This window comes from Ruegeria sp. B1 (assembly GCF_056535885.1).
Genome location: NZ_JBQFJA010000001.1, coordinates 2,703,459 through 2,723,831, shown reverse-complemented (window position 1 = coordinate 2,723,831; position 20,373 = coordinate 2,703,459). Strand labels below are relative to the sequence as shown.

Genomic DNA, 20,373 nt, shown 5'->3' with positions numbered 1-20,373 from the left:
GTCCGGTCCTTAAGCGTTTGCAGGCTGTGCCGACGCACCGCCGTTATTGATCGCCCAGTTGGCGTTGGTCTTGATCCCGCCCAGCGGGAAGAAATGCACGTTGGTGATGTTGAACTCCGGATTGGCGGCCTTGTGGGTGGCCAGTTCGGTGATCACATCCGTCGGCTCATACGGCAGCAACAGCTTGGACACATCCATGGCGCGTTTCTGCAGAACCTTCAGCGACGGGCCAACACCGCAGGCGATGGCGAATTTGATCAGGGTCTGCAGCTTGGCTGGACCTGCGATGCCGATATGCACCGGGATGTTGATCCCCGCCTCTTTCAGGCTGTCCGCCCAGGCGATGATCGGCTTGGCATCGAAAGCGAACTGGGTCGCCAGTGCCATTTCGGCGTCGGTGGTTTCGCTGAACTTCTGTTTCCAACGCAGCGCGTCATCAACATTCTTTGTCGAGCCGTCGGGATCAATGTCCTTGTTGCCCTCTGGGTGACCCGCCACATGCAGGCGTTTGAAGCCTGCCTTGTCGAACAGACCGCTTTCCAGCAACTGCATCGAGCTGTCGAAATCGCCATGCGGTTTGGCTATGCCACCGGCCAGCAGCAGCGCCTGATCGACGCCCGCCTCGCCCTGATACATTGAGACCCAGTTTTCCAGCGTCGCGGCGTCCTTGATGATCCGCGCCGGGAAGTGCGGCATGACCGGATAGCCCTCATCCGCGATGCGCTTGGCGGTCTTGACCATGTCCTCGATCGGCGTGCCCTCGATATGGGCGATGTAGACGCGGGTGCCTTCAGGCAACAACGCGCGGAAATCCTCAACCTTCTCAGCCGTCCGAGGCATCACCTCAATCGAATAGCCCTGCAAAAAGGCCTCAACCGTCGGATTGACCGGACCAGCCTCAACCACTTCCCGTTTCTTGAAACTCAGCAAAGACATCGCGGCCTCCCATAGCTGTTTCGGGCTCATGCCCAACCGTCGTTGGCGATCAGCGCCTTGATGCGGTCCTGATCATACTCCGTCTCCAGACGCACCGCCTCGGCCTCGGCAATCTCGGACGGGTCGCCCTCAACTGCAAAAGGTTCCGCTTTGCGCCATTCAGCCAGATAGGCATCACTGTCCTTGGCATTCACCTTCATAGCGGCGCGGTCAATGGCCTGTTCGAACCGTTCTTCCAACGGCCGCTTGGCACCGCGCCGGCCTTTACCGACGATGACCTGAGCGGGAATGTCGCGCCAGTACACGATGGTGACGTCAGGCATTGTTGTGATTCCTCCTAACCCGATGGGGCGGTTCTAAACTTCAATCTGGGTCCGGGTCGGTCGATTTTCGACACCCGGCGCTTTTTCAGCGACGTTTTTGGCCGCGATGGGATACCGGGGCTTTTACAATGATCGTCCACAAAAGCGCATATCAAATTTCTCAATGTGTCCATGAACAATCTGCATAAAACAAAGAACCCCGGACAGCTTCTGCGGTCCGGGGCGTTTTTTCTGGCTCAGGTCAGGTTTAACCGACGAGGCCGCCATCCTCGCGGGTCACGGCGATGATCGCGGAGCGCGGCACCGCATCCCCCCCTTCGGGCCAGTGGCTGTTGCCGTCTTCGCCCGGGTGCTGAATGCCCACAAACATGGTGCGCCGATCCGGCGACCAGCTGATACCCGTGATCTCACATTCGTTGGGGCCAACCATAAAGCGGCGGATTTCGCCGGTGACCGGATCCCCGGCCAGCATCTGGTTGTTCCCCTGACCGGCAAAGTCACCTTCGTTGCCATAGTTGCCGTCGGTCTGGATCCACAGCAGGCCGTTGCTGTCAAACTTCAGCCCATCGGGTGAGTTGAACATGTTGTCGGCATTCAAGTTGTCCGAACCTGCATAGGCGTCCTGATGGACCGTCGGGTTGCCCGCCAGCACATACAGGTCCCAACCAAAGCCCGGGGCAGTGTGATCGCCGCCCTCGGGGCGCCAGCGCACAATCTGGCCGTAGTTATTGGCCTCACGCGGGTTCGGACCGTTGACCGACGTGTCATCACCACCGGCGTTCGGCTTCACGCCACGGTTCTTGTTGTTGGTCAGGCAGCAATAGACCTCGGCGATGTTCGGGTTGGCTGCAACCCATTCCGGGCGGTCCATCGTGGTCGCGCCCACGGCCGAGCCCGCCTGGCGGGTGTGGATGCTGATATCCGCCTGCGAGGCCATGCCTGTGGTTTCCGGCGTCAGATCCAGCCATTCACCGGTACCGTCGTCGTTGAACTTGGCCACCGACAATGTGCCGTTTTCTAGCAGAGCATTGGTGTCCACGCCAGCGGCGTACACGCCGTCCGAGATAAAGCGATACAGGAATTCACCACGTTCATCATCACCCATGTAGACAACAACGCGTCCGTCATTGTTCACGATCGCCTCGGCATTCTCGTGCTTGAAGCGACCCAGAGCGGTCAGCTTGCGTGGCGTCGAAGTTGGGTCGGCGGGGTCGATCTCGACGACATAGCCCGCGCGGTTAGGCTCGTTGGGGTTCTTGGAAACATCGAAACGGTCGTCGATCTTGGCCCAGCCATAGCCCCAGTCGCTGGCAGAGACGCCATAGCGCTTGAGTTCGGGGCTGACCTCGTGGTTTTCGTCGGCAGCCGAGAAGTACCCGTTAAAGTTCTCTTCGCACGCCAGGTAGGTTCCCCAGGGTGTCACGCCGTTGCCGCAATTGTTCCACGTGCCTTTCGACATGGTTCCCGTCGCATCAGCAGCGGTTTTCATGAGGTCGTGACCCGCCGCGGGGCCAGTCAGGGTCATGTCGGTCTGAGGCGTAATGCGGCGGTTATACGGGCTGTCCTTGACGATGCCCCATGTGCCGTCGGTGTTGGCGATCTCGACCACTGTCACACCATGGGCCATCATGCCCTTGGCAACGTCGTCGTCCGAGGCCGCCTTGGCATCCGGGTTGTTGCCCCACAGAATGTCGCGGTTGGTGTATTCGTTGTTCACGACCAGCAGAACGTGACCGTCGTGCAGGAACACGTCCTGACCATCGGTGTTGTCGCCAAAGGCACGTTCCTGGCTGGCGGCGGTGCCGCGCGTTGCGTGATCGAATTCAGGCGCGTCAGACCAAAGCGGGTCGCCCCAGCGCACCATGACTTCGGCCTTGTACCCCGGGGGTACGATAACGTCATCTGCGGTTGAAACCGGGATCGCCTCGAACGCGAACCGGTCTGTCGCTGCGCGCGCGCCCGTCGGCAGAAGCGAACCGCCAACAGCCGTAAAGCTGCCTATAGCCAGCACACCGCCAAGAAATCCGCGACGTGACAGGGCGCATTCCACCACGCGGTCAAACTCGCACTCTTCAGGCCGGGGATTTACGACCTCATCGTATTCGTCAAAGGAAAGGCTGTGCTCATCTTTCATGGCAGTCTCCGTATCTGGCTGTCAGCTCGTAGAGAATCCCGTTGAGGGTTCCGACCTTTCAGGTCGCATTCTAGTATGAACCGCATGTGACATTCCCGCTAATTTAGACACTGAAATCCCTTGCGCGTCGGCGAAGCCCCGCCTAGGGTCGGGGTAACTCGAAATCGGAGGGCGTGACGATGGCGCCCAAGCGTCCCAAGGGTGCGGGCGCATTCCCGAAAGCGGTCGAAAGCCCCGCGCCGGCAAGACCCGATCCAGATGCGTTGTATGCGGCGCTGGATCTGGGGACCAATAGCTGCCGCATGTTGATCGCCCAGCCCAAGGGCAGCGGGTTCCATGTGGTAGACAGTTTTTCCAAGTCGGTGCAACTGGGTGCCGGGCTGGAACGAACCGGGCGGCTGTCGCGGGCGTCCATGTCCCGTACCGTTCAGGCCCTTCGGATCTGCCAGCAAAAGCTCAAGCGCAACAAGGTCAGGCGGATGCGTCTAGTCGCGACCGAAGCCTGCCGCCGCGCAAAGAACTCCCGCGATTTCATCCGACAGGTCAAGCGCGAAACGGGGCTGACGCTTGAGATCATACAGCCCGAGGAAGAGGCGCGGCTGGCGGTCATCTCCTGCGCACCACTGGTGTCGACCAAGACCGAGCAGCTGCTGGTCGTGGATATCGGCGGGGGATCAACGGAACTTGTCTGGATCGATATCTCGTCCCTGCCCCGCCGGGATCGTCCTGCCGCGATCATGCGCCTGCATAACGGGTTTCATACTGCCGAGAGCCCGTTTCCGGCCGCCAAGGTTGTGGACTGGATCAGTGTACCCCTTGGCGTGGCGACATTGCGGGATCAATTCAGTGACGTCGAAGATGACTCGGCGCGGTTCGCGCTCATGAGTTGGTTTTTTGAGGAAAACCTGGCCGATTTCGCGCCCTACAAGGATGAGCAGGCCCGCGAGGGGTTTCAGATCGTGGGCACCAGCGGCACGGTGACAACCGTGGCAGCCTCGCATCTGGGTCTGAAGCGCTATGACCGGACCAAGGTGGACGGGCTGCGCATGACCAGCGATCAGATTGACAAAGTGATACGTGGCTATCTGGCCCTTGGCCCGCACGGACGCCGCCGCGATCCGCGTATCGGAGACGACCGTCAGGCCCTGATCATGTCCGGTTCGGCCATTTTGCAGGCCCTTTTGCGCTGTTGGCCCACAGATCGCCTCTCTGTTGCGGACCGGGGGCTGCGCGAGGGTCTGCTCTATGCGCAGATGAGCGCAGACGGCGTATTGGAAGACGGGCCGTTTTAACACTTTGGCATATTTGTAACCTTGACGTTACTTTTTGAGATCCATATGTAACTCAAAGGTTACATCAAGGGGACCAGCAATGAACACGCTTACAGTTGCTCGATTTACCACCAACCTGTTGATCGGCGGGGCCGGCGTCGCGTTGTTTGTCTATGCAATACTTGGAACGCCTTCGTTTCCGGCCTGGATTCTGATCATCGGCGCGATTGCTGTGCTGGGCGGTGTGGCACAGTTCGTCGCCTCGATCCTGTATCCTAAAACCATCCGTCCCGCATGGGATGAACAAACCGTCGCATCCCATCGAGGGTCCTATCAGTTTGGATATTGGATGGCGCTGATCGCATTCTGGCTTCTGTTTGGCCTGACACAATGGGGAGAGGTCGAGGCACAGACCGCCTTTCTATGGCTTGGCCCCATTCTGATTGCCACTCCATCGATTTGGATGATTGTTGCGACCCTCTCAGGGCGGGCCGGATGATCCAACTCACGACGACGCTGAAAGAACACCGGACACAGGCGGGTTTGACACAAGCGCAACTGGCGGAGCGTGTGGAAGTCAGCCGAAAAACGATCAACACCGTTGAAAATGGCGTGTTTGTTCCTTCGACGGTTCTGGCATTGAAGCTGTCGCACGCACTTGGTGTCAGCGTTGAAGCCCTTTTTCGGTTATCTGAGACCCGGATCCCGCCCGGGTCGGGGTAAACACCGATGATGACCTGTTGCTATCATCTACTGGCAGTATTACGAAAAGGCCCACCACCTGATGAAGTCCTGGCGCTGCCCCTGCCGATACCCGGACCGAGAGCCTTTCTATGACGAAGACACCGACAGGAAAAAACACTTCGGGCCGCGGACAACGCGATCTTAAGGTTAAGGTCAAAACCGCACGCGGGCGCAAGCTCAGTTCGACCCGCTGGTTGCAGCGGCAGTTGAATGACCCCTATGTCAAGCGCGCGCAGACCGAAGGCTATCGTGGGCGTGCGGCGTTCAAAATACTGGAGCTGGACGACAAGTTCCGCTTTCTGGTCCCCGGGGCGCGCGTGATTGATCTGGGCTGTGCGCCCGGCGGCTGGTGTCAGGTTGCCGTCAAACGCGTCAACGCGTTGGGCGAGAAATCCGGCAAGAAGATCGGAACGGTCCTGGGCATCGACCTGCAAGAGGTTGAGCCGATTGCCGGGGCCGAGATTCACCAGTTGGATTTTTTGGATGACGGCGCGGACGACAAGGTCAAGGACTGGTTGGGCGGTAAAGCGGATGTTGTGATGTCGGATATGGCCGCGTCATCCTCGGGCCACAAGCAGACCGATCACTTGCGGATCATGGCGCTGTGCGAAACGGCGGCTTATTTCGCCTTTGACGTACTGGAACAGGGCGGCACCTTTGTGGCCAAGGTTCTGGCCGGCGGTGCCGAAGGCGATCTGCAAAAGCTGCTGAAACAGAAGTTTGTGAAAGTGGCGAATGTCAAACCACCCGCGTCCCGGTCCGACAGTTCGGAAAAATTCGTCGTCGCCACCGGTTTTCGCGGCTAAACCTTAGTCTTCCAGCGCGATCCGTTCACCCGCCAATCGCTGTTCGCGCAGCGATGCCGAGGCAATGCCTTGCAGCAACAGCGCTTCGCCATGATTCAGATCAACCGGCTCTCTTGCACGCAGCTCGGCAATGCGTTGATCCAACGATGTTTTTCTAACCATCACCGGTCTCTGTGGCATCTGCTCTGACATAGATCACCTTTACCGAACACAAGGGCTGGCACGCCCTGCCCTAAGTCCTAACGCCGAAATTTGCCGGGAAAATGACCAAAACCGGGCTGAGATCGGCCGCTTCAAGGACCAAGCTGCGTCCGGAGTTGTTGCAACGCTGGGTCGTCCGGAAGAACGCTCAACCCCTCGCGGGCCACGTCTCGCGCAGCGCCTGCTCCACGGTTGATCTGTGCCAATTGCACCAACATCGGCCACGCCTCGGCCCGTTGCGGGTCCAGCGCGACAACTTCACGGAACGCACGCTCAGCCGCGCCGGCATTGCGAAGCGTCAGGGCCATCCCCCGAGCACCAGATGGGTTTCTGGAAAGTCCAGCCGGTTGGAAATCGAGCGCTGCCAGTCCGCCATGCTTTGCCCAGCCTTTTCCTGTTGCTCCGGCGTCAAAGCCTGCGTCGGGATATTCAGGAACTCTTTGGCCGCCGCGATACGGACATTGCGCGTCGGATCGGATAACAAAGGTTCCAGCCGCTGTATCTGGTCGGCTAAGGCAGCCTGACGTTGTAAGGCCGTCGCATTGGCACGGACCAGCGGGTCGGGGTCGCGCAGCAACGGGGCCGTGTCAGTCGCTACCTCAGGCGAACCAAACGGCTGCAACAAATAGGCCGCCGTGGCCCGGACAATACCGGGCTGCGCAGGGTCAAGCGCGATGGCCAGCAAACTTTCCGAACTGTCCGCGTGACCTGCAACTGCGGCCTCAAATACGGTCCCGTAATGGGCTCCACGATAATCCGACTGGGGGAACCACGCCTCGATGTGCCCGGCGGCCCAATCCTGATTTTCCTCGCTGTGGCAATCGGTGCAGGTATCCACACCCAGTCCCAGATCAGGACGCGGCACCCGGAAACTGTGATCGCGCCGACCGTCGACACCCATATAGACCCGTTCGATCATGTGACAGCTTTTGCATTGCGCGCCCGCGCTGCCCACCGGGTGATGGTGGTGAGCGGGCGTGTCGTATTCCTTTTTCGCAAGGGTTGGAAAATCGGGGCGTCCGGCGGGTGAATGACATTGGGTGCACAGCGCATTGCCTTCGGCAACCAGTGTCGCGCTGTGCGGCTCGTGACAGTCCATGCAGCCAACCCCGCGGGCGTACATCTTGGATTGCAGGAACGATCCGTAGACGTAGACCTCGTCCTGTATCTGCCCGTCAGGGTGATACAGACCGGGCCGCAGCAGGGCCAGATTGTAGGCGTCGTGATAGGGCGTTCCGGGCAGCGGGTTGCCGTCTTCATGTGCTTCGCGCCGCGAATGACATGTCGCACATTGCTGGATTTCGGCTTCGGTCTGCCCCCTGCCCCAACTCATCAGGAAGCCATACTCACTTAATCCATCCGCCGAATCCTGACCGGCAGCCCAATCGATATGAGCAGACCCCGGTCCGTGACAGGATTCGCACCCAACACCAATCTCGGATTGGACCGAGCGATAGGTCCGGGTGATTGAATCATAGTTCTTTTCAAACCCCGTCGCATGACATTCGGCGCAGCGGGCATTCCAACTCTTGTACGGGCCGGTCCAGTGCAACCCGTCATCGGGTGGCAGGTCCTGATCCGGATAGAGGTGAAACCAGCGCCGGGATTCGGTGTCCCACACCACGTCAAAGCTCTGTAATCGGCCCGGTTCGGTCTCAAACAAATACTGCTGCAGCGGCTCAACACCGACCACCGAATGCACCTCATAATCGGTTTTCTGGCCGTCCTTTTCGGTGACCCGGGCGGTGTAGCTGTCCGCGTTTTTGCTGAACGCCACGGACATCCCGTCATGCGCAAAGCGGGTATCGCCGAAATCGGCCAGAACAGCATCGTCGCTGACATGGGTCCAAGCCAGGGCATGATGCGATTTGGCCCATGCGGCAACCTCATCCGTGTGGCAGTCTTTGCACTGATCTGTGCCCACATAGTCTGGTGTTTGTGCAGAAGCGCTGAACGGCGCAAGAACCGAGAATGCCAGCGCCAGGCGTTTCAACCGCCGCTCCCCCCGGTGCCGCTGCGCAGGTCCATCAGCGCACCGTTGTACTCAGCACCGAGGATCAGGATCACCGCACACAGATACAGAAAGATCAGGGCCGCCATGGCCCCGGCCAGCCCGGCATATGTTGCACTGTAGGTGGCGAACTGACCGACATAGATCGAGAACCCCCATCCGCCCGCCGCCCAGAGCGCAAGGGTTAGCACGACACCCGGAAGTATCTGCACTAGGGCATGGCGGCGGGTTGGCAGGATCAAATGCGCCAGAAGGACGGTGCCCGCCGGAACAGCGACCGTGAATGTCCACCGCAACCTGTCGACCGACAACCAGTCTGACAGAGCCAGATCGGTGCGTTCCGCGACCAGTTGCGTATAAGCCGGCAGAATGACCTCGACCGCAGCAATGGCCAGAATCGTGGCACCGCCGACAATAACCAAGACCAGGCACAGCAGGCGCGCCTTCCAGAAAGGCCAGCTGTCGCGATCGTGGTAGGCCTGAATCATGGCGGCGCGCACCGCTGCCACCCCGTTGGACGCAAAGTAAATCGCCAGCAAACCGCCCAACGTTATGACGCCCGTTCCGGACCCCTCGAGAACCGCGCGCAATTCGGACACTATCGGGTCGGCAACATCCCGTGGCCAGGCGCCAAAAATCAATTCGATCAGTTCATCCGTGACATAGCCCTGCGACAGGGCACCCGCCAGAGCAACCGTGAACAGGACAAACGGGAAGAGGGCCATCATCATCGACATGGCGACATGGCTGCTCATCACAAAACCGTTCTTGTCGTTAAACCGCCGAAGGGCCAACCACAGCGCCTGCACAGGCCGCCCAAAAGCGGGAATCACGGATCCGGTCATATGGGGAGCCTACCCCGCCTGTCCCCATCACAGAACCCAAAATGGGCGAAACCGTGGGAACAAAGGATGTTCAAACACCTGAGCGCATTGCATAAACCCATGCGCCTGTGCAGGATTGTCTGACGTTCACCCCTTTTTCGGGCAGCGATTGCCCGCAGGACAGGCCCAGGTATGACCTCTGATCAGAACAACATCCCGGTTCGGCCAAGGCTTAAGCTGGAAGTGGTGCGCGACACCTGCATCGTAGCAACACTGGTTGTGCTGGGGTTGTACGCGGGCGCCGCCTTTCTGATCCCCTTGACGATGGCGCTGTTGATCAACGTGCTCATTATTGCGCTGAGCGACCGGGTCATCGCCCTGACGCGCGCGCCCGTCTGGCTGGCCAATATCGCTGGCGTGACGGTGGTTTTGGCCGGCCTGTTCATGATCATGTACATTCTCGGCAGCCAGGCCACACAGTTTGCCCGCACCATCAACACCTATGAAAGTCAGTTCGACGGCGCCGTGGACCGCATCACAGGACTGGTCGGCAATGACGTGACGACCTTTATCCGGGACAATCTGGTCAGCATCGACATGTCCTATGTGGCCCGTGTGCTGCTGGGCAGCGCCACATCCCTGCTGAACCAGTTTTTTCTCATCAGCCTCTACGTCGCCTTTCTGATGGCCGAGCGGCTGGCCTTTCGCAAAAAGATTCAGCTCGCGGCAGGCAATCCGCAAGCCGGGTCCGAATTTGCCGGTATGCTGGACGCAATCTCTTTCAGCCTGCAACGCTATGTTGGTGTCAAAACCTTTATCAGTCTGGTAACCGCAGGCATCAGCTATTCGGTGTTTCGGGCTCTGGGTCTGGAATATGCCGAAACCTGGGCGGTTCTGACCTTTGCCCTGAACTTCATTCCGTCCATCGGGTCGATCATCGCGGTGATTTTCCCGGCCATGATCGCGTTGGTGCAATTTGAAACCGTTGGCCCGTTTCTGATCATCGTGCTGGGCTGCGGGACGCTGCAATTCCTGATCGGCAACTTCCTCGACCCCGCCATGCTTGGGCGGTCGCTGAACATGTCCACCTTTCTTGTCATTCTGGCGCTGATGTTCTGGACAACGGTCTGGGGCCTGATCGGGGCGTTTCTGAGTGTTCCTTTGACGGTGTGCATCCTGATCGTCTTCAGCCACATCCCGGCGCTGCGACCCATCGCAATACTGATGTCTCTGGATGGCCGGCTGGGCGAAGACGAAAAAGCAGGGTGATGGAACCGGTTGTTTGGTCCGGAAATCTTCATTCAAAAAGTGTGTATTTCGAATTTTTCGTGTGCTAGCGTCATTGGATGAGGCTCCCGCGGGTCGAAATTTAGCGTTGGGAATCGGCAGGTTACAGGTGGCGCAGTAAGACGCCAAAGCACCGCCGACTAGATTTTGTACACAAGTCAGGGTCACAGACCCGCCACTTGAGGAGCATCATATGTCAATGTCGATTAAAGCCCGCGACACGTGGGTCAACAAGCTGGCCACTGCCGCCTTTGCAGCGTGTCTTGCCATTCCAGCATGGGCACAGGACCAAAAGCCGAATATTCTTGTCATCTGGGGTGACGATATCGGGCAATCCAACATTTCGGCCTATACGATGGGTTTGATGGGATATCGGACCCCCAACATTGATCGCGTCGCCGATGAGGGCATGATTTTTACCGATTATTATGGCGAGCAGTCGTGCACCGCCGGACGATCCTCGTACATCATGGGTCAGTCGGTGTTCCGCACCGGGTTGTCCAAGGTGGGCTTACCCGGCGCAAAAGAAGGGATGCAGGTCGAAGACCCAACCATCGCGGGTCTTTTGAAGGACCACGGATATGTGACTGGCCAGTTTGGCAAGAACCACCTGGGTGACCGGGATGAGCATTTGCCGACAAACCACGGATTTGATGAGTTTTTTGGGAATCTGTACCACCTGAACGCCGAAGAAGAGCCTGAACACGAGGATTATCCCGGCGACGCCCTTCTGCCGGACGGTCAGACCTTCCGCGAAGCCTATGGTCCGCGTGGCGTGATCCGGTCTTCGGCAGGGGGTGAAATCCTGGACACCGGACCGCTGACCAGAAAGCGGATGGAAACCGTGGACGAAGAGACACTGGAGGCAGCGATTGAGTTCATTCGAGAAGCCAACCAGAACGGTACACCGTTTTATGTCTGGTGGAACGGCACCCGGATGCATTTCCGCACGCATGTTAAGGATGAGATGCGCACACAGGCGAACGAGATCATGGGCACACCGGCGGATGAATACACCGCCGGTATGATTGAACATGACATGCATGTCGGGCAACTTCTTGATCTGCTGGATGAATTGGGGATCGCCGACAACACAATCGTGCATTACTCAACCGACAACGGTCCGCATTACAACACTTGGCCAGACGCTGCGGCGACCCCTTTCTGGGGCGAAAAAAACACCAATTGGGAAGGCGGTTGGCGCGTTCCTTCAATGGTGCGTTGGCCCGGTCAGATCGAAGCCGGATCCGTCTCCAACGAAATCGTGCACCATATGGATTGGCTACCGACTTATCTGGCAGTTGCCGGAGATCCTGAGATCAAGGAAAAGCTGATGGCCGGGTACTCGTCCACGGCGATGGGGCGCGACTACAAGGTTCACCTGGATGGCTACAACATTCTGCCGCTCTTGACGGGTGAGACCTCCGAAAGCCCCCGGCGCGAGGTTTTCTACTTTACCGATGACGGCGACCTGTCCGCCTTGCGGTTTGACGACTGGAAGCTGATCTTTCTGGAGCAGAAGGCCTGGGCCACCTTGCGCGCTTGGATGGAACCGTTCACCGAACTGCGCGTCCCGATTATCGTCAACCTGCGGCGTGATCCCTATGAACGCGGCTATCGGACGTCGAACACCTACTATGACTGGATGATTGACCGCGTGTACTTCCTGGTTCCGGCGCAACAATATGTTGCCGGCTTCCTGAGCACATTCCAGGAATTTCCGCCCCGGCAGAAAGCGGCCAGCTTCAGTCTGGATCAGGTGATGGAGAAACTGAGCACGCCCACGTCCAATTAAGTGGAGCAAGCCTGCACGCCCGGGGCCGCCATTCAGCGGCCCCGGATTCTGGATGAGGAGATAGGATCATGATGCGTCTCGCCCTTGCTGCGCTGATTTCTACGTTGCCGATGACCGCGCTGGCCGACCCGTTGCCAAGCTGGAACGATACGGATGCGCGCGAGCGGATCATGTCCTTTGTTGACGCCGTCACAGACCCGGAAAGCCCCGATTACGTCACGCCCAGCGACCGGATCGCCGTGTTTGACAATGACGGTACACTGTGGGCGGAACAGCCGGTTTATTTCCAGTTTATCTTTGCGATGGACCGGCTGGCGGATCTGGCGGAAGAGGATCCATCGATCCTGACCTCACCGATCCTGCAGGCTGCGGCCGGAGGCGATCTGGCAACCGTTTTGCAGGGTGGCCACGATGCCTTGATCGAGGTCGTAAACGCCTAGCATTCCGGCACAAGCGTCGATACGTTTCAAGCCGCCGTCAGCGACTGGCTGGAGAGAGCACAGCACCCGGACACGGGCCTGCCCTTTCATCAGATGACGTACCAGCCGATGGTTGAGCTGCTGCGCTATCTGCGCGACGAGGGCTTTCAGACTTACATCGTGTCCGGTGGCGGCATTCATTTCATGCGCGTCTTTGCGGAAGAGGCTTATGGCATTCCGCCTCATCAGGTTTTGGGCACCTATGGAAACAGTACGATGGAGGTCGTGAACGGCGTTCCAACCGTGGTCAAAGCCCCTGGCATTGCCTTTATCGACGACAAAGAGGGTAAGCCGATCAATATCGAACGCACAGTTGGCAAGCGCCCGATCCTGGCCGCAGGCAACTCGGACGGCGATTTTGCAATGATGGAATGGACTACGGCGGGCAATGGCCCCCGTTTGGGCGTGCTGATCCACCATACGGACGCCGAACGGGAATGGGCGTATGACCGGGACAGCCCGATAGGCAGATTGGTCGACGGGCTCGACAAAGGTTCGGACATGGGTTGGGTGATTGTTGATATGGCGCAGGACTGGTCCCGCATCTACACTGGCGCCAGGTAAACGACGCCGGAGCCGACTAACCATATGTGGACATTGCTTGTTTCTTCCTTCGTTGTTGCGCTCTATACAACAGCGGTCGTGTTTTCTGTGCGCGCGGCGCAAACAGCCCGGACGCCACAAGGTGCGGTCGGATGGGTGGTTTTTCTGATCTCGGCACCCTTCTTCGCGGTTCCGATGTATCTGTTTCTGGGGCATCACCGGTTTCGCGACTACCGCATCGCGCGACAGGAAAGCGAACGGGTGGTCGAAGGCATCAAGACCTTTGCAGATTTCTCCAAACCCGATCCGTCCACAATGCAGATCAATCCGCGCCCGTTCGAGTTTCTGGCCCACTTGCCAGTGTCGCGCGGCAATGGCGCCGAACTCCTGATCGATGGACAGGCGACGTTTGACGCCATCTTTGACGCCATCGACAGCGCGCAGAGCTATATTCTGATCCAGTTCTATATCGTGCGGGATGACCGGCTAGGCCGCCAGTTACAGGACAAGCTGATCGCAGCGTCCAAACGGGGGGTGCATGTCCGGTTCATGACTGATGCTGTGGGCAGCTACGGCTTGCCCACACAGTATCTGGAAACCATGCAAAACGCCGGGATCGATGTGGCTGATCCCCGCCAGCAGCGCGGCCCGAATTTCCGGTTTCAGCTCAACTATCGCAATCACCGAAAGACGGTGATCATAGACGGCGAGACGGGATTTATCGGCGGGCACAACATCGGTGTCGAATATCTTGGCGAGAACGCGCATTTCGGACATTGGCGCGACACGCATCTGAAGATGACCGGCCATATCGTCCGCCAATTGCAGCTGATCTTTACCGAAGACTGGCACTGGGCGCATGACGAGGACCTGATCGACGACCTTGTCTGGGCCGGCAGCGTGGCCGAGCAGGATATGAACGCCCTCCTTGTGGCAACGGGCCCCGGCGATGAAACCGAAACAGGTGCGATGATGTTCTTTGCTGCGATCGCCGAGGCAAAGGAGCGGTTGTGGATCGCGTCACCCTATTTCGTGCCCGATATCGACATCATGACCGCGTTGCAGCACGCGGCCATGCGTGGCGTGGATGTCCGCATCCTAGTTCCGGAGATCATCGATCACCGCCTGCCTTGGCTCGCCGCCTTCGCGTATTTCGATGAGGTCCGGGACTGCGGCGCGCGGGTGTTTCGATACACCGACGGCTTCATGCATCAGAAAGTGTTTGTGGTCGACGATACGCTCGCGGCGGTGGGCACGACCAATCTCGACAATCGTTCGTTCCGGCTGAACTTTGAGGCGATGGCGCTGCTGTTCGACACCCAGGCTGCACGGGCCGTTGAGGCGATGCTATTGAATGATTTCGAGTCAAGTTACGAGTTGACCCGCGATCTGGCTCAGCAACCCGCCCATATCCGCTTTGGCGCCCCGCTGGCGCGCCTGTTCGCGCCTATCCTTTAAGAGAAAAACCTCTCCTGAAACACGCGCGTCATAAGGGCCACCATGTAAGCCGTAGACAAACCGAAGGCCAGCAATCCAGTGACCGCCGCGAACGCGCCAAATATTCGCAATGCTTCGCCCAAAACGATATCGCCATATCCAAGTGTCGTGAAAGACACCAGAGAGAAGTAGATCGCAGTGTTCCAGTCCGGAAGCACGTCGAGCAGCACCCACACAATCGCCCATATCCAGACCTGAATGGTGTGCGTCGCAACGATGAACGCCAACGCTATGGCAATCGGACCGGCAGTGGCAATGAACACGCCGCGCCCCTCCATCCTGTCGCCAAGTTTCAGTAGAACCACCGTGCACCAGGTCAGTAAAAAGATCTCGATCAGAACGCAGAGGCCCAGAAAGGTGCTGCCCCAAAAGATCTGGTGCGACAACGTCATGTTTTTACATCCTGATTTGCGGCGCGAGTATCTTGTCGCAGCATGACCGCTGAGACCTTTGGGCACAAGCCCAACCCGCCCGGCACAGACCTGCGGCGTTTGGTGCCGCGCGCGCATCTGTACTGGACAGTCAGGCAAACAGTTGCACATCCTGCGCTATGGTGTTGAAGTTCGATCAGGTTCAGAAATCCTACCCCGGCGGACGGCCCGTGTTGCGGGACGTCACTTTGGATCTGGATCAGGGCCAGACATTGGCCCTGACCGGAGAAAGCGGCAGCGGCAAAAGCACGGTGCTGAACCTTGCGGCCGCTCTGGACGGGTTTGATTCTGGTGAGATCACTCTGGACGGCACCCCCCTGTCAGCCTTGGATGATGCAGGGCGCGCGGCCCTCCGGCGCAACAGTGTTTCCCTTGTGTTTCAGCAATTTAACCTGATCCCTTCACTTACGGTCGATCAGAACCTGTCCATGCATGCCAGATTGGCCGGATGCTTTGACCACGGCTGGTGCAAAGAGCTGGCGGACCGGCTGGGCCTGGCGGATGTGCTGAGCCGATATCCGGAAAACCTGTCCGGCGGACAACAGCAACGGGTTGCGATCGGCCGCGCCATGGCTGCCCGTCCCAACCTGCTGCTGGCGGACGAACCAACAGGCAATCTGGACGAAACCGCCAGCGCCAATGTGCTGGACCTGATGCTCTCTCTGGTCGCCGATACCGGGGCGGCCTTGCTGCTGGTGACCCATTCGCAGGACATCGCCGCGCGGCTGCAGCGGCGGGTGCATCTGGCAGGCGGTCACCTGCAATGACGGCAGCAGTCGTACAGGCACTGCTGTCCCATTGGCGGGCGCATCTGTTGCAGCTTGCAACCTTGCTCATTGGCATCGCACTGGCAACCGGGCTGTGGTCTGCGGTTCAGGCCATCAATGCCGAAGCCCGCGCGAGCTACGCCCGCGCAAATGCCCAGCTTGCCCTGGGTCAGTTCGACGAATTGCGCGACCCGTCGGGGCCAATTCCGGTGTCCCGCTATGTTGAGCTTCGGCGGGCCGGATGGCAGATCGCGGCGGTGCTCGAAGGTCCCTACCGCGTAGAGGGCCAAACCCTGCGCCTGATGGGGGTCGATATGGTGGCCTATCCCACCTTGCCAGCAGTGACCGAAGCGGAACAAAGCGCAACGCCGCCCGAACCGGCGGACATGCTGACGGCGCCGGGTCGCCTTCTCATCACGCCAGAGTTGGAACCGCTGTTGCGCGGGCAGGAGGATTTGCCACCACTTCTGATAAGCGCGTCCCTGCCACCGGACATCATCCTGACAGATATCGGTGTTGCAGAGGTCTTGCTGGACCAGCGCGGAGCGATCTCGCGGCTGGTTGTCCTGCCGGAGCAGCCGCGCGCCCTGCCCCCACTGTCGGACATCGCACCAGAGCTGGAACGCGTCAGCCCGGCCTCGCAAATCGACACCGCACAACTGACCTACAGTTTCCATCTCAACCTGACTGCCTTTGGGTTGCTGTCCTTTGCGGTCGGGTTGTTCATTGTCCATGGCACTGTCGGGCTGGCCTTTGCGCAGCGGCGTGCCATGATCCGGACCTTGCGTGCGCTCGGCGTCTCCATGCGGCGTCTGGTGTGGATGATCCTGGCAGAACTGACGCTGTTTGCGATCATCGGAGGAACTCTGGGCCTTGTGCTGGGCTTCTTTCTGGCAGGGGCATTGCTGCCGGATGTGGCGGCCACGTTGCGCGGGCTTTACGGGGCCCCCGTCACCGGACAGATGTCCCTACAACCGGACTGGGCGGCGGCCGGGATTGCCATGGCACTGGTTGGGACCCTTCTGGCCAGTGGCCACGCGCTGTGGCGGCTGTCGCGGATGCCGCTTCTGGCCGGCCCCGGCCTGCAGGCGTGGCGGACGGCCAGTTCCGGACGCGGATGGGGCGCCATGGCTGGTGTCGCGCTGATCACCTGTGGAGCCGCCGCGTACTTTGCTGTTGGTGGACTGATCGCAGGGTTCGCTCTGGTCGCCGGGTTGCTGACCGGGGCTTCCCTGTTGCTGCCCCCGCTCTTGTCGCTGGCCCTGTCTGCGTTCGCCCGCACCGCAAAGGGGCCGGTTGCGCAATGGGTCTGGGCCGATATGCGCGCGCAATTGCCGGGCCTTTCGCTGGCTCTGATGGCCTTGTTGCTGGCACTGGCCGCCAATATCGGGGTCGGGACGATGGTGTCGAGCTTTCGCCTGACATTCGTTGGCTGGCTGGATCAGAGGCTGACCTCCGAGCTTTATGTGACCGCAGAAGATACCGCACAAGCTCGCGACATAACCGATTGGCTGGCCCCTCAAGTCGACGCAATTCTGCCGATCCGCAGCGTCGAACTGGCGCATGAAACCGGCCCGCTGTTCTTGTATGGAGTGGTCGATGACCCGGTCTATCGCCAGTACTGGCCCCTGATCGCCTCAACGCCCGACGTGTGGGACACTGTGATGTCTGGCGAAACCGCGTTGATCAACGAACAACTTGCCCGCCGGTCCGACCTTTGGCCCGGCGACACTCTGACCTTTGCGCCGGGTCAGATCCTGACCATCGCTGGTGTTTATTCGGATTATGGCAACCCCACAGGTCAGGCCATCGTGTCCATGGCACAGCTGGACAGGATTGCGCCCGGCACCGAATCCCGTCGTTTTGGCATCCGCATGGACCCTGGTCGCGCAACTGAGATGGCACAATCTCTGCGTGACCGGTTCGACCTGCCCCGGCAGGGCGTCGTCCAGCAGGCGGCCATGAAGGCGCAGTCGCTGGCGATATTTGAAAAGACATTCGTAGTCACATCTGCGCTGAACATCCTGACCCTTGGGGTGGCCGGTTTCGCCATTCTCACCAGTCTGCTGACCCTGTGGACCCAGCGTTTGCCGCAGATCGCGCCGGTCTGGGCGCTGGGTTTGAACAGACGGCAACTGGCCCGGCTGGAACTGGTGCGCAGCGTCGTTCTTGCCGCGCTGACCGCCTGCCTGGCCTTGCCCTTGGGGCTGATTTTGGCATGGGTTCTGTTGGCCGTCATCAATGTGCAGGCTTTTGGCTGGCGTCTGCCGATGTATGTTTTTCCGGGCGACTGGCTCTACCTCATGGCGCTGACCATCCTGGCCGCCTTTGCCGCCGCTGCCCTGCCCGCATTGCGGTTGCTACGCCTGCCGCCCGCCGATCTGCTCAGGGTGTTTGCAAATGAACGTTAAGGCACTGGCTTTCCTTGTTGCGCTCCTCTTTCCCTGTGCCGTTTGGGCGCAGGGCTATGCCGGTCTTGGTGGCACCGCCGAAGGCTTCGACATTCCTGAACGCGGGTATCACTTCAGCTTTCCCAAGGATCACGGGCCGCATCCCACCTACCGGATCGAGTGGTGGTATCTGACGGCAAACCTAACGGGTGACGACGGGCGCGATTACGGGATCCAGTGGACACTCTTTCGCTCTGCGCTCAAACCATCGGAAACGGAAGACTGGCAGAGCCCGCAGATTTGGATGGGACATGCGGCGGTAACAACGCCCGAAACCCACCATTTTGCCGAACGTCTGTCGCGCGGCGGCATCGGCCAGGCGGGCGTCACCGCGCAACCTTTTGAGGCCTGGATCGACGAATGGCGCATGAGCGGGCCCGACTTTGACCGCCTGACCCTGACGGCCAATGGGGATGATTTTGGTTATGATCTGTCTCTGAATGCTCAGGGCCCCTTGGTTTTTCATGGGGACGCTGGCTATTCAGTCAAATCTGCCGAAGGTCAAGCGAGTTACTACTACTCGCAGCCGTTTTACGCGGTCGAAGGCGTGTTGCACCTGCCTGATGGGGATGTCGCTGTCACCGGCAATGGCTGGATGGACCGCGAATGGTCGTCGCAACCGCTGGCCGAAGATCAGAGCGGTTGGGATTGGTTCTCGCTCAGTTTCGAGGGCGGCGACAAGATGATGGCCTTTCGCCTGCGTGGAGGGCGGGGTGACTTTACAGCGGCCACCTGGATTGCCGCCGACGGCCGCACCGAGGCCATACCAAACGGGTCCGCAACCTTTGAGCCGCTGAGCACCGCGCGCGTGGCCGGCCGGGATGTTCCAGTGCACTGGCGCGTGATCCTTCCGGACCGCGATTTGGACGTCGAAGTGCGCGCACTTGTCCCGGATGCCTGGATGGCCACACGCTTCGAATACTGGGAGGGGCCCGTTTCCGTCACCGGCAGCCATACCGGGCGCGGATATCTGGAAATGACCGGCTACTGACAGGACCTTGTCGCCTCGGTGTCACACGTTGCCCCTATCAACGGCGCCGAAGTGAAAGGACCCTTTATGACAAAACTGAAAGTGGGCGCCGCGTTGATGGTTGCAGATCTGGCATCTCATCGCGACTGGTTGATTGATGCGCAACGCGATCTCGAGGTTCAGGATTTTATTTTTCCGGAAAACCTCGGCGACGCAGCACAAGACCTCATAGCCAGTGCCAAGACCACCTTGCAGGGGCATACAGGCCGTCTGGGCATCCATGGACCGTTTTGCAATCTGCCGTTGGATTGCCGCGATCCCGACATTCGAGACGTTGTGCAGAACCGCCTAAACCGGGGGGTGGATATTGCCGCCGAGTTGGGCGCGACACAAATGGTTTTGCACTCTCCCTACTCCACCTGGAATGCCCATAATCTGGACGGTGATCTGACTTCGCGCGCAGATCAGGTTGCCCGGGTGCATCAGACCCTCAGCCCGGTTGTGGCGCGGGCCGAAAATCACGGCGTTGAACTGGTGATCGAAAACATCGAAGACAAGGATCCGCAGGACCGGGTGCGACTGGCGGACAGTTTTGGATCAGACTATGTCCGCGTGTCGCTGGATACCGGTCACGCCCACTATGCCCATGGCGCGACCGGCGCGCCGCCGGTGGACTACTATGTCCGGGCGGCTGGCGATCGGCTGGCACATGTCCATGTTCAGGACGCGGATGGATATGCCGACCGTCACTGGGCGCCGGGTCAGGGCAGCGTCAACTGGTACGCAGTGTTCGAGGCGATTGCCCAATGCGCCCCTCAAGCCCGTCTGGTGCTGGAGCTGCGGGACAGCCAAGACGTCCTCCGAGGTTTTGAGCATTTATGCGCGCTGGGACTCGCCGAATAAG

General features: G+C 59.6%; 19 protein-coding genes and 1 pseudogene. 12 read left to right on the top strand and 8 right to left on the bottom strand.

Annotated elements, in window-relative coordinates; translation table 11 throughout:
- Window positions 1-9: 9 nt before the first annotated feature.
- The 3 genes from ACR3ES_RS13430 to ACR3ES_RS13420 form a co-directional block, all read right to left on the bottom strand.
- Complete coding sequence (locus ACR3ES_RS13430) at window positions 10-936, bottom strand: methylenetetrahydrofolate reductase (protein ID WP_170438345.1); 927 nt, start codon at window positions 934-936, stop codon at window positions 10-12.
- A 26-nt stretch (window positions 937-962) separates the two neighbouring features.
- A complete protein-coding gene (locus tag ACR3ES_RS13425; protein WP_170434705.1) occupies window positions 963-1,259 on the bottom strand; it encodes a virulence factor in 297 nt (98 codons plus the stop codon).
- A 247-nt stretch (window positions 1,260-1,506) separates the two neighbouring features.
- On the bottom strand, window positions 1,507-3,393 hold the full coding sequence (locus ACR3ES_RS13420; RefSeq protein WP_170434707.1) for a PhoX family protein: 1,887 nt from the start codon (window positions 3,391-3,393) through the stop codon (window positions 1,507-1,509).
- Window positions 3,394-3,572: 179 nt separating this feature from the next.
- Here ACR3ES_RS13420 and ACR3ES_RS13415 point away from each other — a divergent pair, with 179 nt between their 5' ends.
- The 4 genes from ACR3ES_RS13415 to ACR3ES_RS13400 all read left to right on the top strand — a co-directional run bounded on the left by ACR3ES_RS13415 (window position 3,573) and on the right by ACR3ES_RS13400 (window position 6,214).
- Entirely contained in the window at window positions 3,573-4,685 is a 1,113-nt protein-coding gene (locus ACR3ES_RS13415) for a Ppx/GppA phosphatase family protein (RefSeq protein WP_170434708.1), read from the top strand.
- A gap of 79 nt (window positions 4,686-4,764) precedes the next feature.
- A complete protein-coding gene (locus tag ACR3ES_RS13410) occupies window positions 4,765-5,163 on the top strand; it encodes a hypothetical protein (protein WP_170434710.1) in 399 nt (132 codons plus the stop codon).
- Window positions 5,160-5,387: a helix-turn-helix transcriptional regulator gene (locus ACR3ES_RS13405; RefSeq protein WP_170434712.1), complete on the top strand. Its 228-nt coding sequence runs from the start codon at window positions 5,160-5,162 to the stop codon at window positions 5,385-5,387. Before ACR3ES_RS13410 ends, ACR3ES_RS13405 begins: the two co-directional genes overlap by 4 nt.
- A gap of 110 nt (window positions 5,388-5,497) precedes the next feature.
- On the top strand, window positions 5,498-6,214 hold the full coding sequence (locus tag ACR3ES_RS13400; RefSeq protein ID WP_170434713.1) for an RlmE family RNA methyltransferase: 717 nt from the start codon (window positions 5,498-5,500) through the stop codon (window positions 6,212-6,214).
- Between the two features lie 3 nt (window positions 6,215-6,217).
- Here the strand turns inward: ACR3ES_RS13400 and ACR3ES_RS13395 are convergent, their stop codons facing one another.
- From ACR3ES_RS13395 to ACR3ES_RS13380, 4 genes are all read right to left on the bottom strand, one after another.
- Window positions 6,218-6,376 (bottom strand): hypothetical protein, encoded by a 159-nt coding sequence (locus ACR3ES_RS13395; protein ID WP_170434716.1) that lies wholly within the window; start codon window positions 6,374-6,376, stop codon window positions 6,218-6,220.
- Window positions 6,377-6,507: 131 nt separating this feature from the next.
- Complete coding sequence (locus tag ACR3ES_RS13390) at window positions 6,508-6,723, bottom strand: hypothetical protein (RefSeq protein WP_480425468.1); 216 nt, start codon at window positions 6,721-6,723, stop codon at window positions 6,508-6,510.
- Window positions 6,714-8,408, bottom strand: a complete 1,695-nt coding sequence (locus ACR3ES_RS13385; RefSeq protein WP_480425466.1) for a multiheme c-type cytochrome — start codon at window positions 8,406-8,408, stop codon at window positions 6,714-6,716. Before ACR3ES_RS13385 ends, ACR3ES_RS13390 begins: the two co-directional genes overlap by 10 nt.
- Window positions 8,405-9,271 carry a YihY/virulence factor BrkB family protein gene (locus ACR3ES_RS13380; RefSeq protein WP_170434718.1) on the bottom strand — a complete coding sequence of 289 codons (867 nt, stop codon included), beginning with the start codon at window positions 9,269-9,271 and terminating at the stop codon, window positions 8,405-8,407. The genes ACR3ES_RS13385 and ACR3ES_RS13380 overlap by 4 nt, the downstream gene beginning before the upstream one ends.
- 171 nt (window positions 9,272-9,442) lie before the next feature.
- On the opposite strand from ACR3ES_RS13380, the gene ACR3ES_RS13375 reads away from it, so the two are divergent.
- From ACR3ES_RS13375 to cls, 4 genes and pseudogenes are all read left to right on the top strand, one after another.
- Window positions 9,443-10,519: an AI-2E family transporter gene (locus ACR3ES_RS13375; protein ID WP_170434720.1), complete on the top strand. Its 1,077-nt coding sequence runs from the start codon at window positions 9,443-9,445 to the stop codon at window positions 10,517-10,519.
- Window positions 10,520-10,730: 211 nt separating this feature from the next.
- Window positions 10,731-12,332, top strand: coding sequence for an arylsulfatase (locus tag ACR3ES_RS13370; protein WP_480425464.1), 1,602 nt, complete (start codon window positions 10,731-10,733; stop codon window positions 12,330-12,332).
- Between the two features lie 68 nt (window positions 12,333-12,400).
- Window positions 12,401-13,375 (top strand): annotated as a pseudogene (locus ACR3ES_RS13365) (HAD family hydrolase).
- A 24-nt stretch (window positions 13,376-13,399) separates the two neighbouring features.
- Window positions 13,400-14,812 (top strand): cardiolipin synthase, encoded by a 1,413-nt coding sequence (cls, locus tag ACR3ES_RS13360; protein WP_480425462.1) that lies wholly within the window; start codon window positions 13,400-13,402, stop codon window positions 14,810-14,812.
- Here the strand turns inward: cls and ACR3ES_RS13355 are convergent.
- Window positions 14,809-15,243 (bottom strand): potassium channel family protein, encoded by a 435-nt coding sequence (locus ACR3ES_RS13355; protein WP_170434726.1) that lies wholly within the window; start codon window positions 15,241-15,243, stop codon window positions 14,809-14,811. The genes cls and ACR3ES_RS13355 overlap by 4 nt on opposite strands.
- Before the next feature lie 158 nt (window positions 15,244-15,401).
- Here ACR3ES_RS13355 and ACR3ES_RS13350 point away from each other — a divergent pair, with 158 nt between their 5' ends.
- From ACR3ES_RS13350 to ACR3ES_RS13335, 4 genes are all read left to right on the top strand, one after another.
- Window positions 15,402-16,049, top strand: a complete 648-nt coding sequence (locus ACR3ES_RS13350; RefSeq protein ID WP_170434727.1) for an ABC transporter ATP-binding protein — start codon at window positions 15,402-15,404, stop codon at window positions 16,047-16,049.
- Window positions 16,046-18,460: an ABC transporter permease gene (locus ACR3ES_RS13345; RefSeq protein ID WP_170434729.1), complete on the top strand. Its 2,415-nt coding sequence runs from the start codon at window positions 16,046-16,048 to the stop codon at window positions 18,458-18,460. The genes ACR3ES_RS13350 and ACR3ES_RS13345 overlap by 4 nt, the downstream gene beginning before the upstream one ends.
- Window positions 18,450-19,490 carry a lipocalin-like domain-containing protein gene (locus tag ACR3ES_RS13340; RefSeq protein ID WP_170434731.1) on the top strand — a complete coding sequence of 347 codons (1,041 nt, stop codon included), beginning with the start codon at window positions 18,450-18,452 and terminating at the stop codon, window positions 19,488-19,490. The genes ACR3ES_RS13345 and ACR3ES_RS13340 overlap by 11 nt, the downstream gene beginning before the upstream one ends.
- Before the next feature lie 66 nt (window positions 19,491-19,556).
- Window positions 19,557-20,372, top strand: coding sequence for a sugar phosphate isomerase/epimerase family protein (locus ACR3ES_RS13335; RefSeq protein WP_170434733.1), 816 nt, complete (start codon window positions 19,557-19,559; stop codon window positions 20,370-20,372).
- Window position 20,373: the final 1 nt, after the last annotated feature.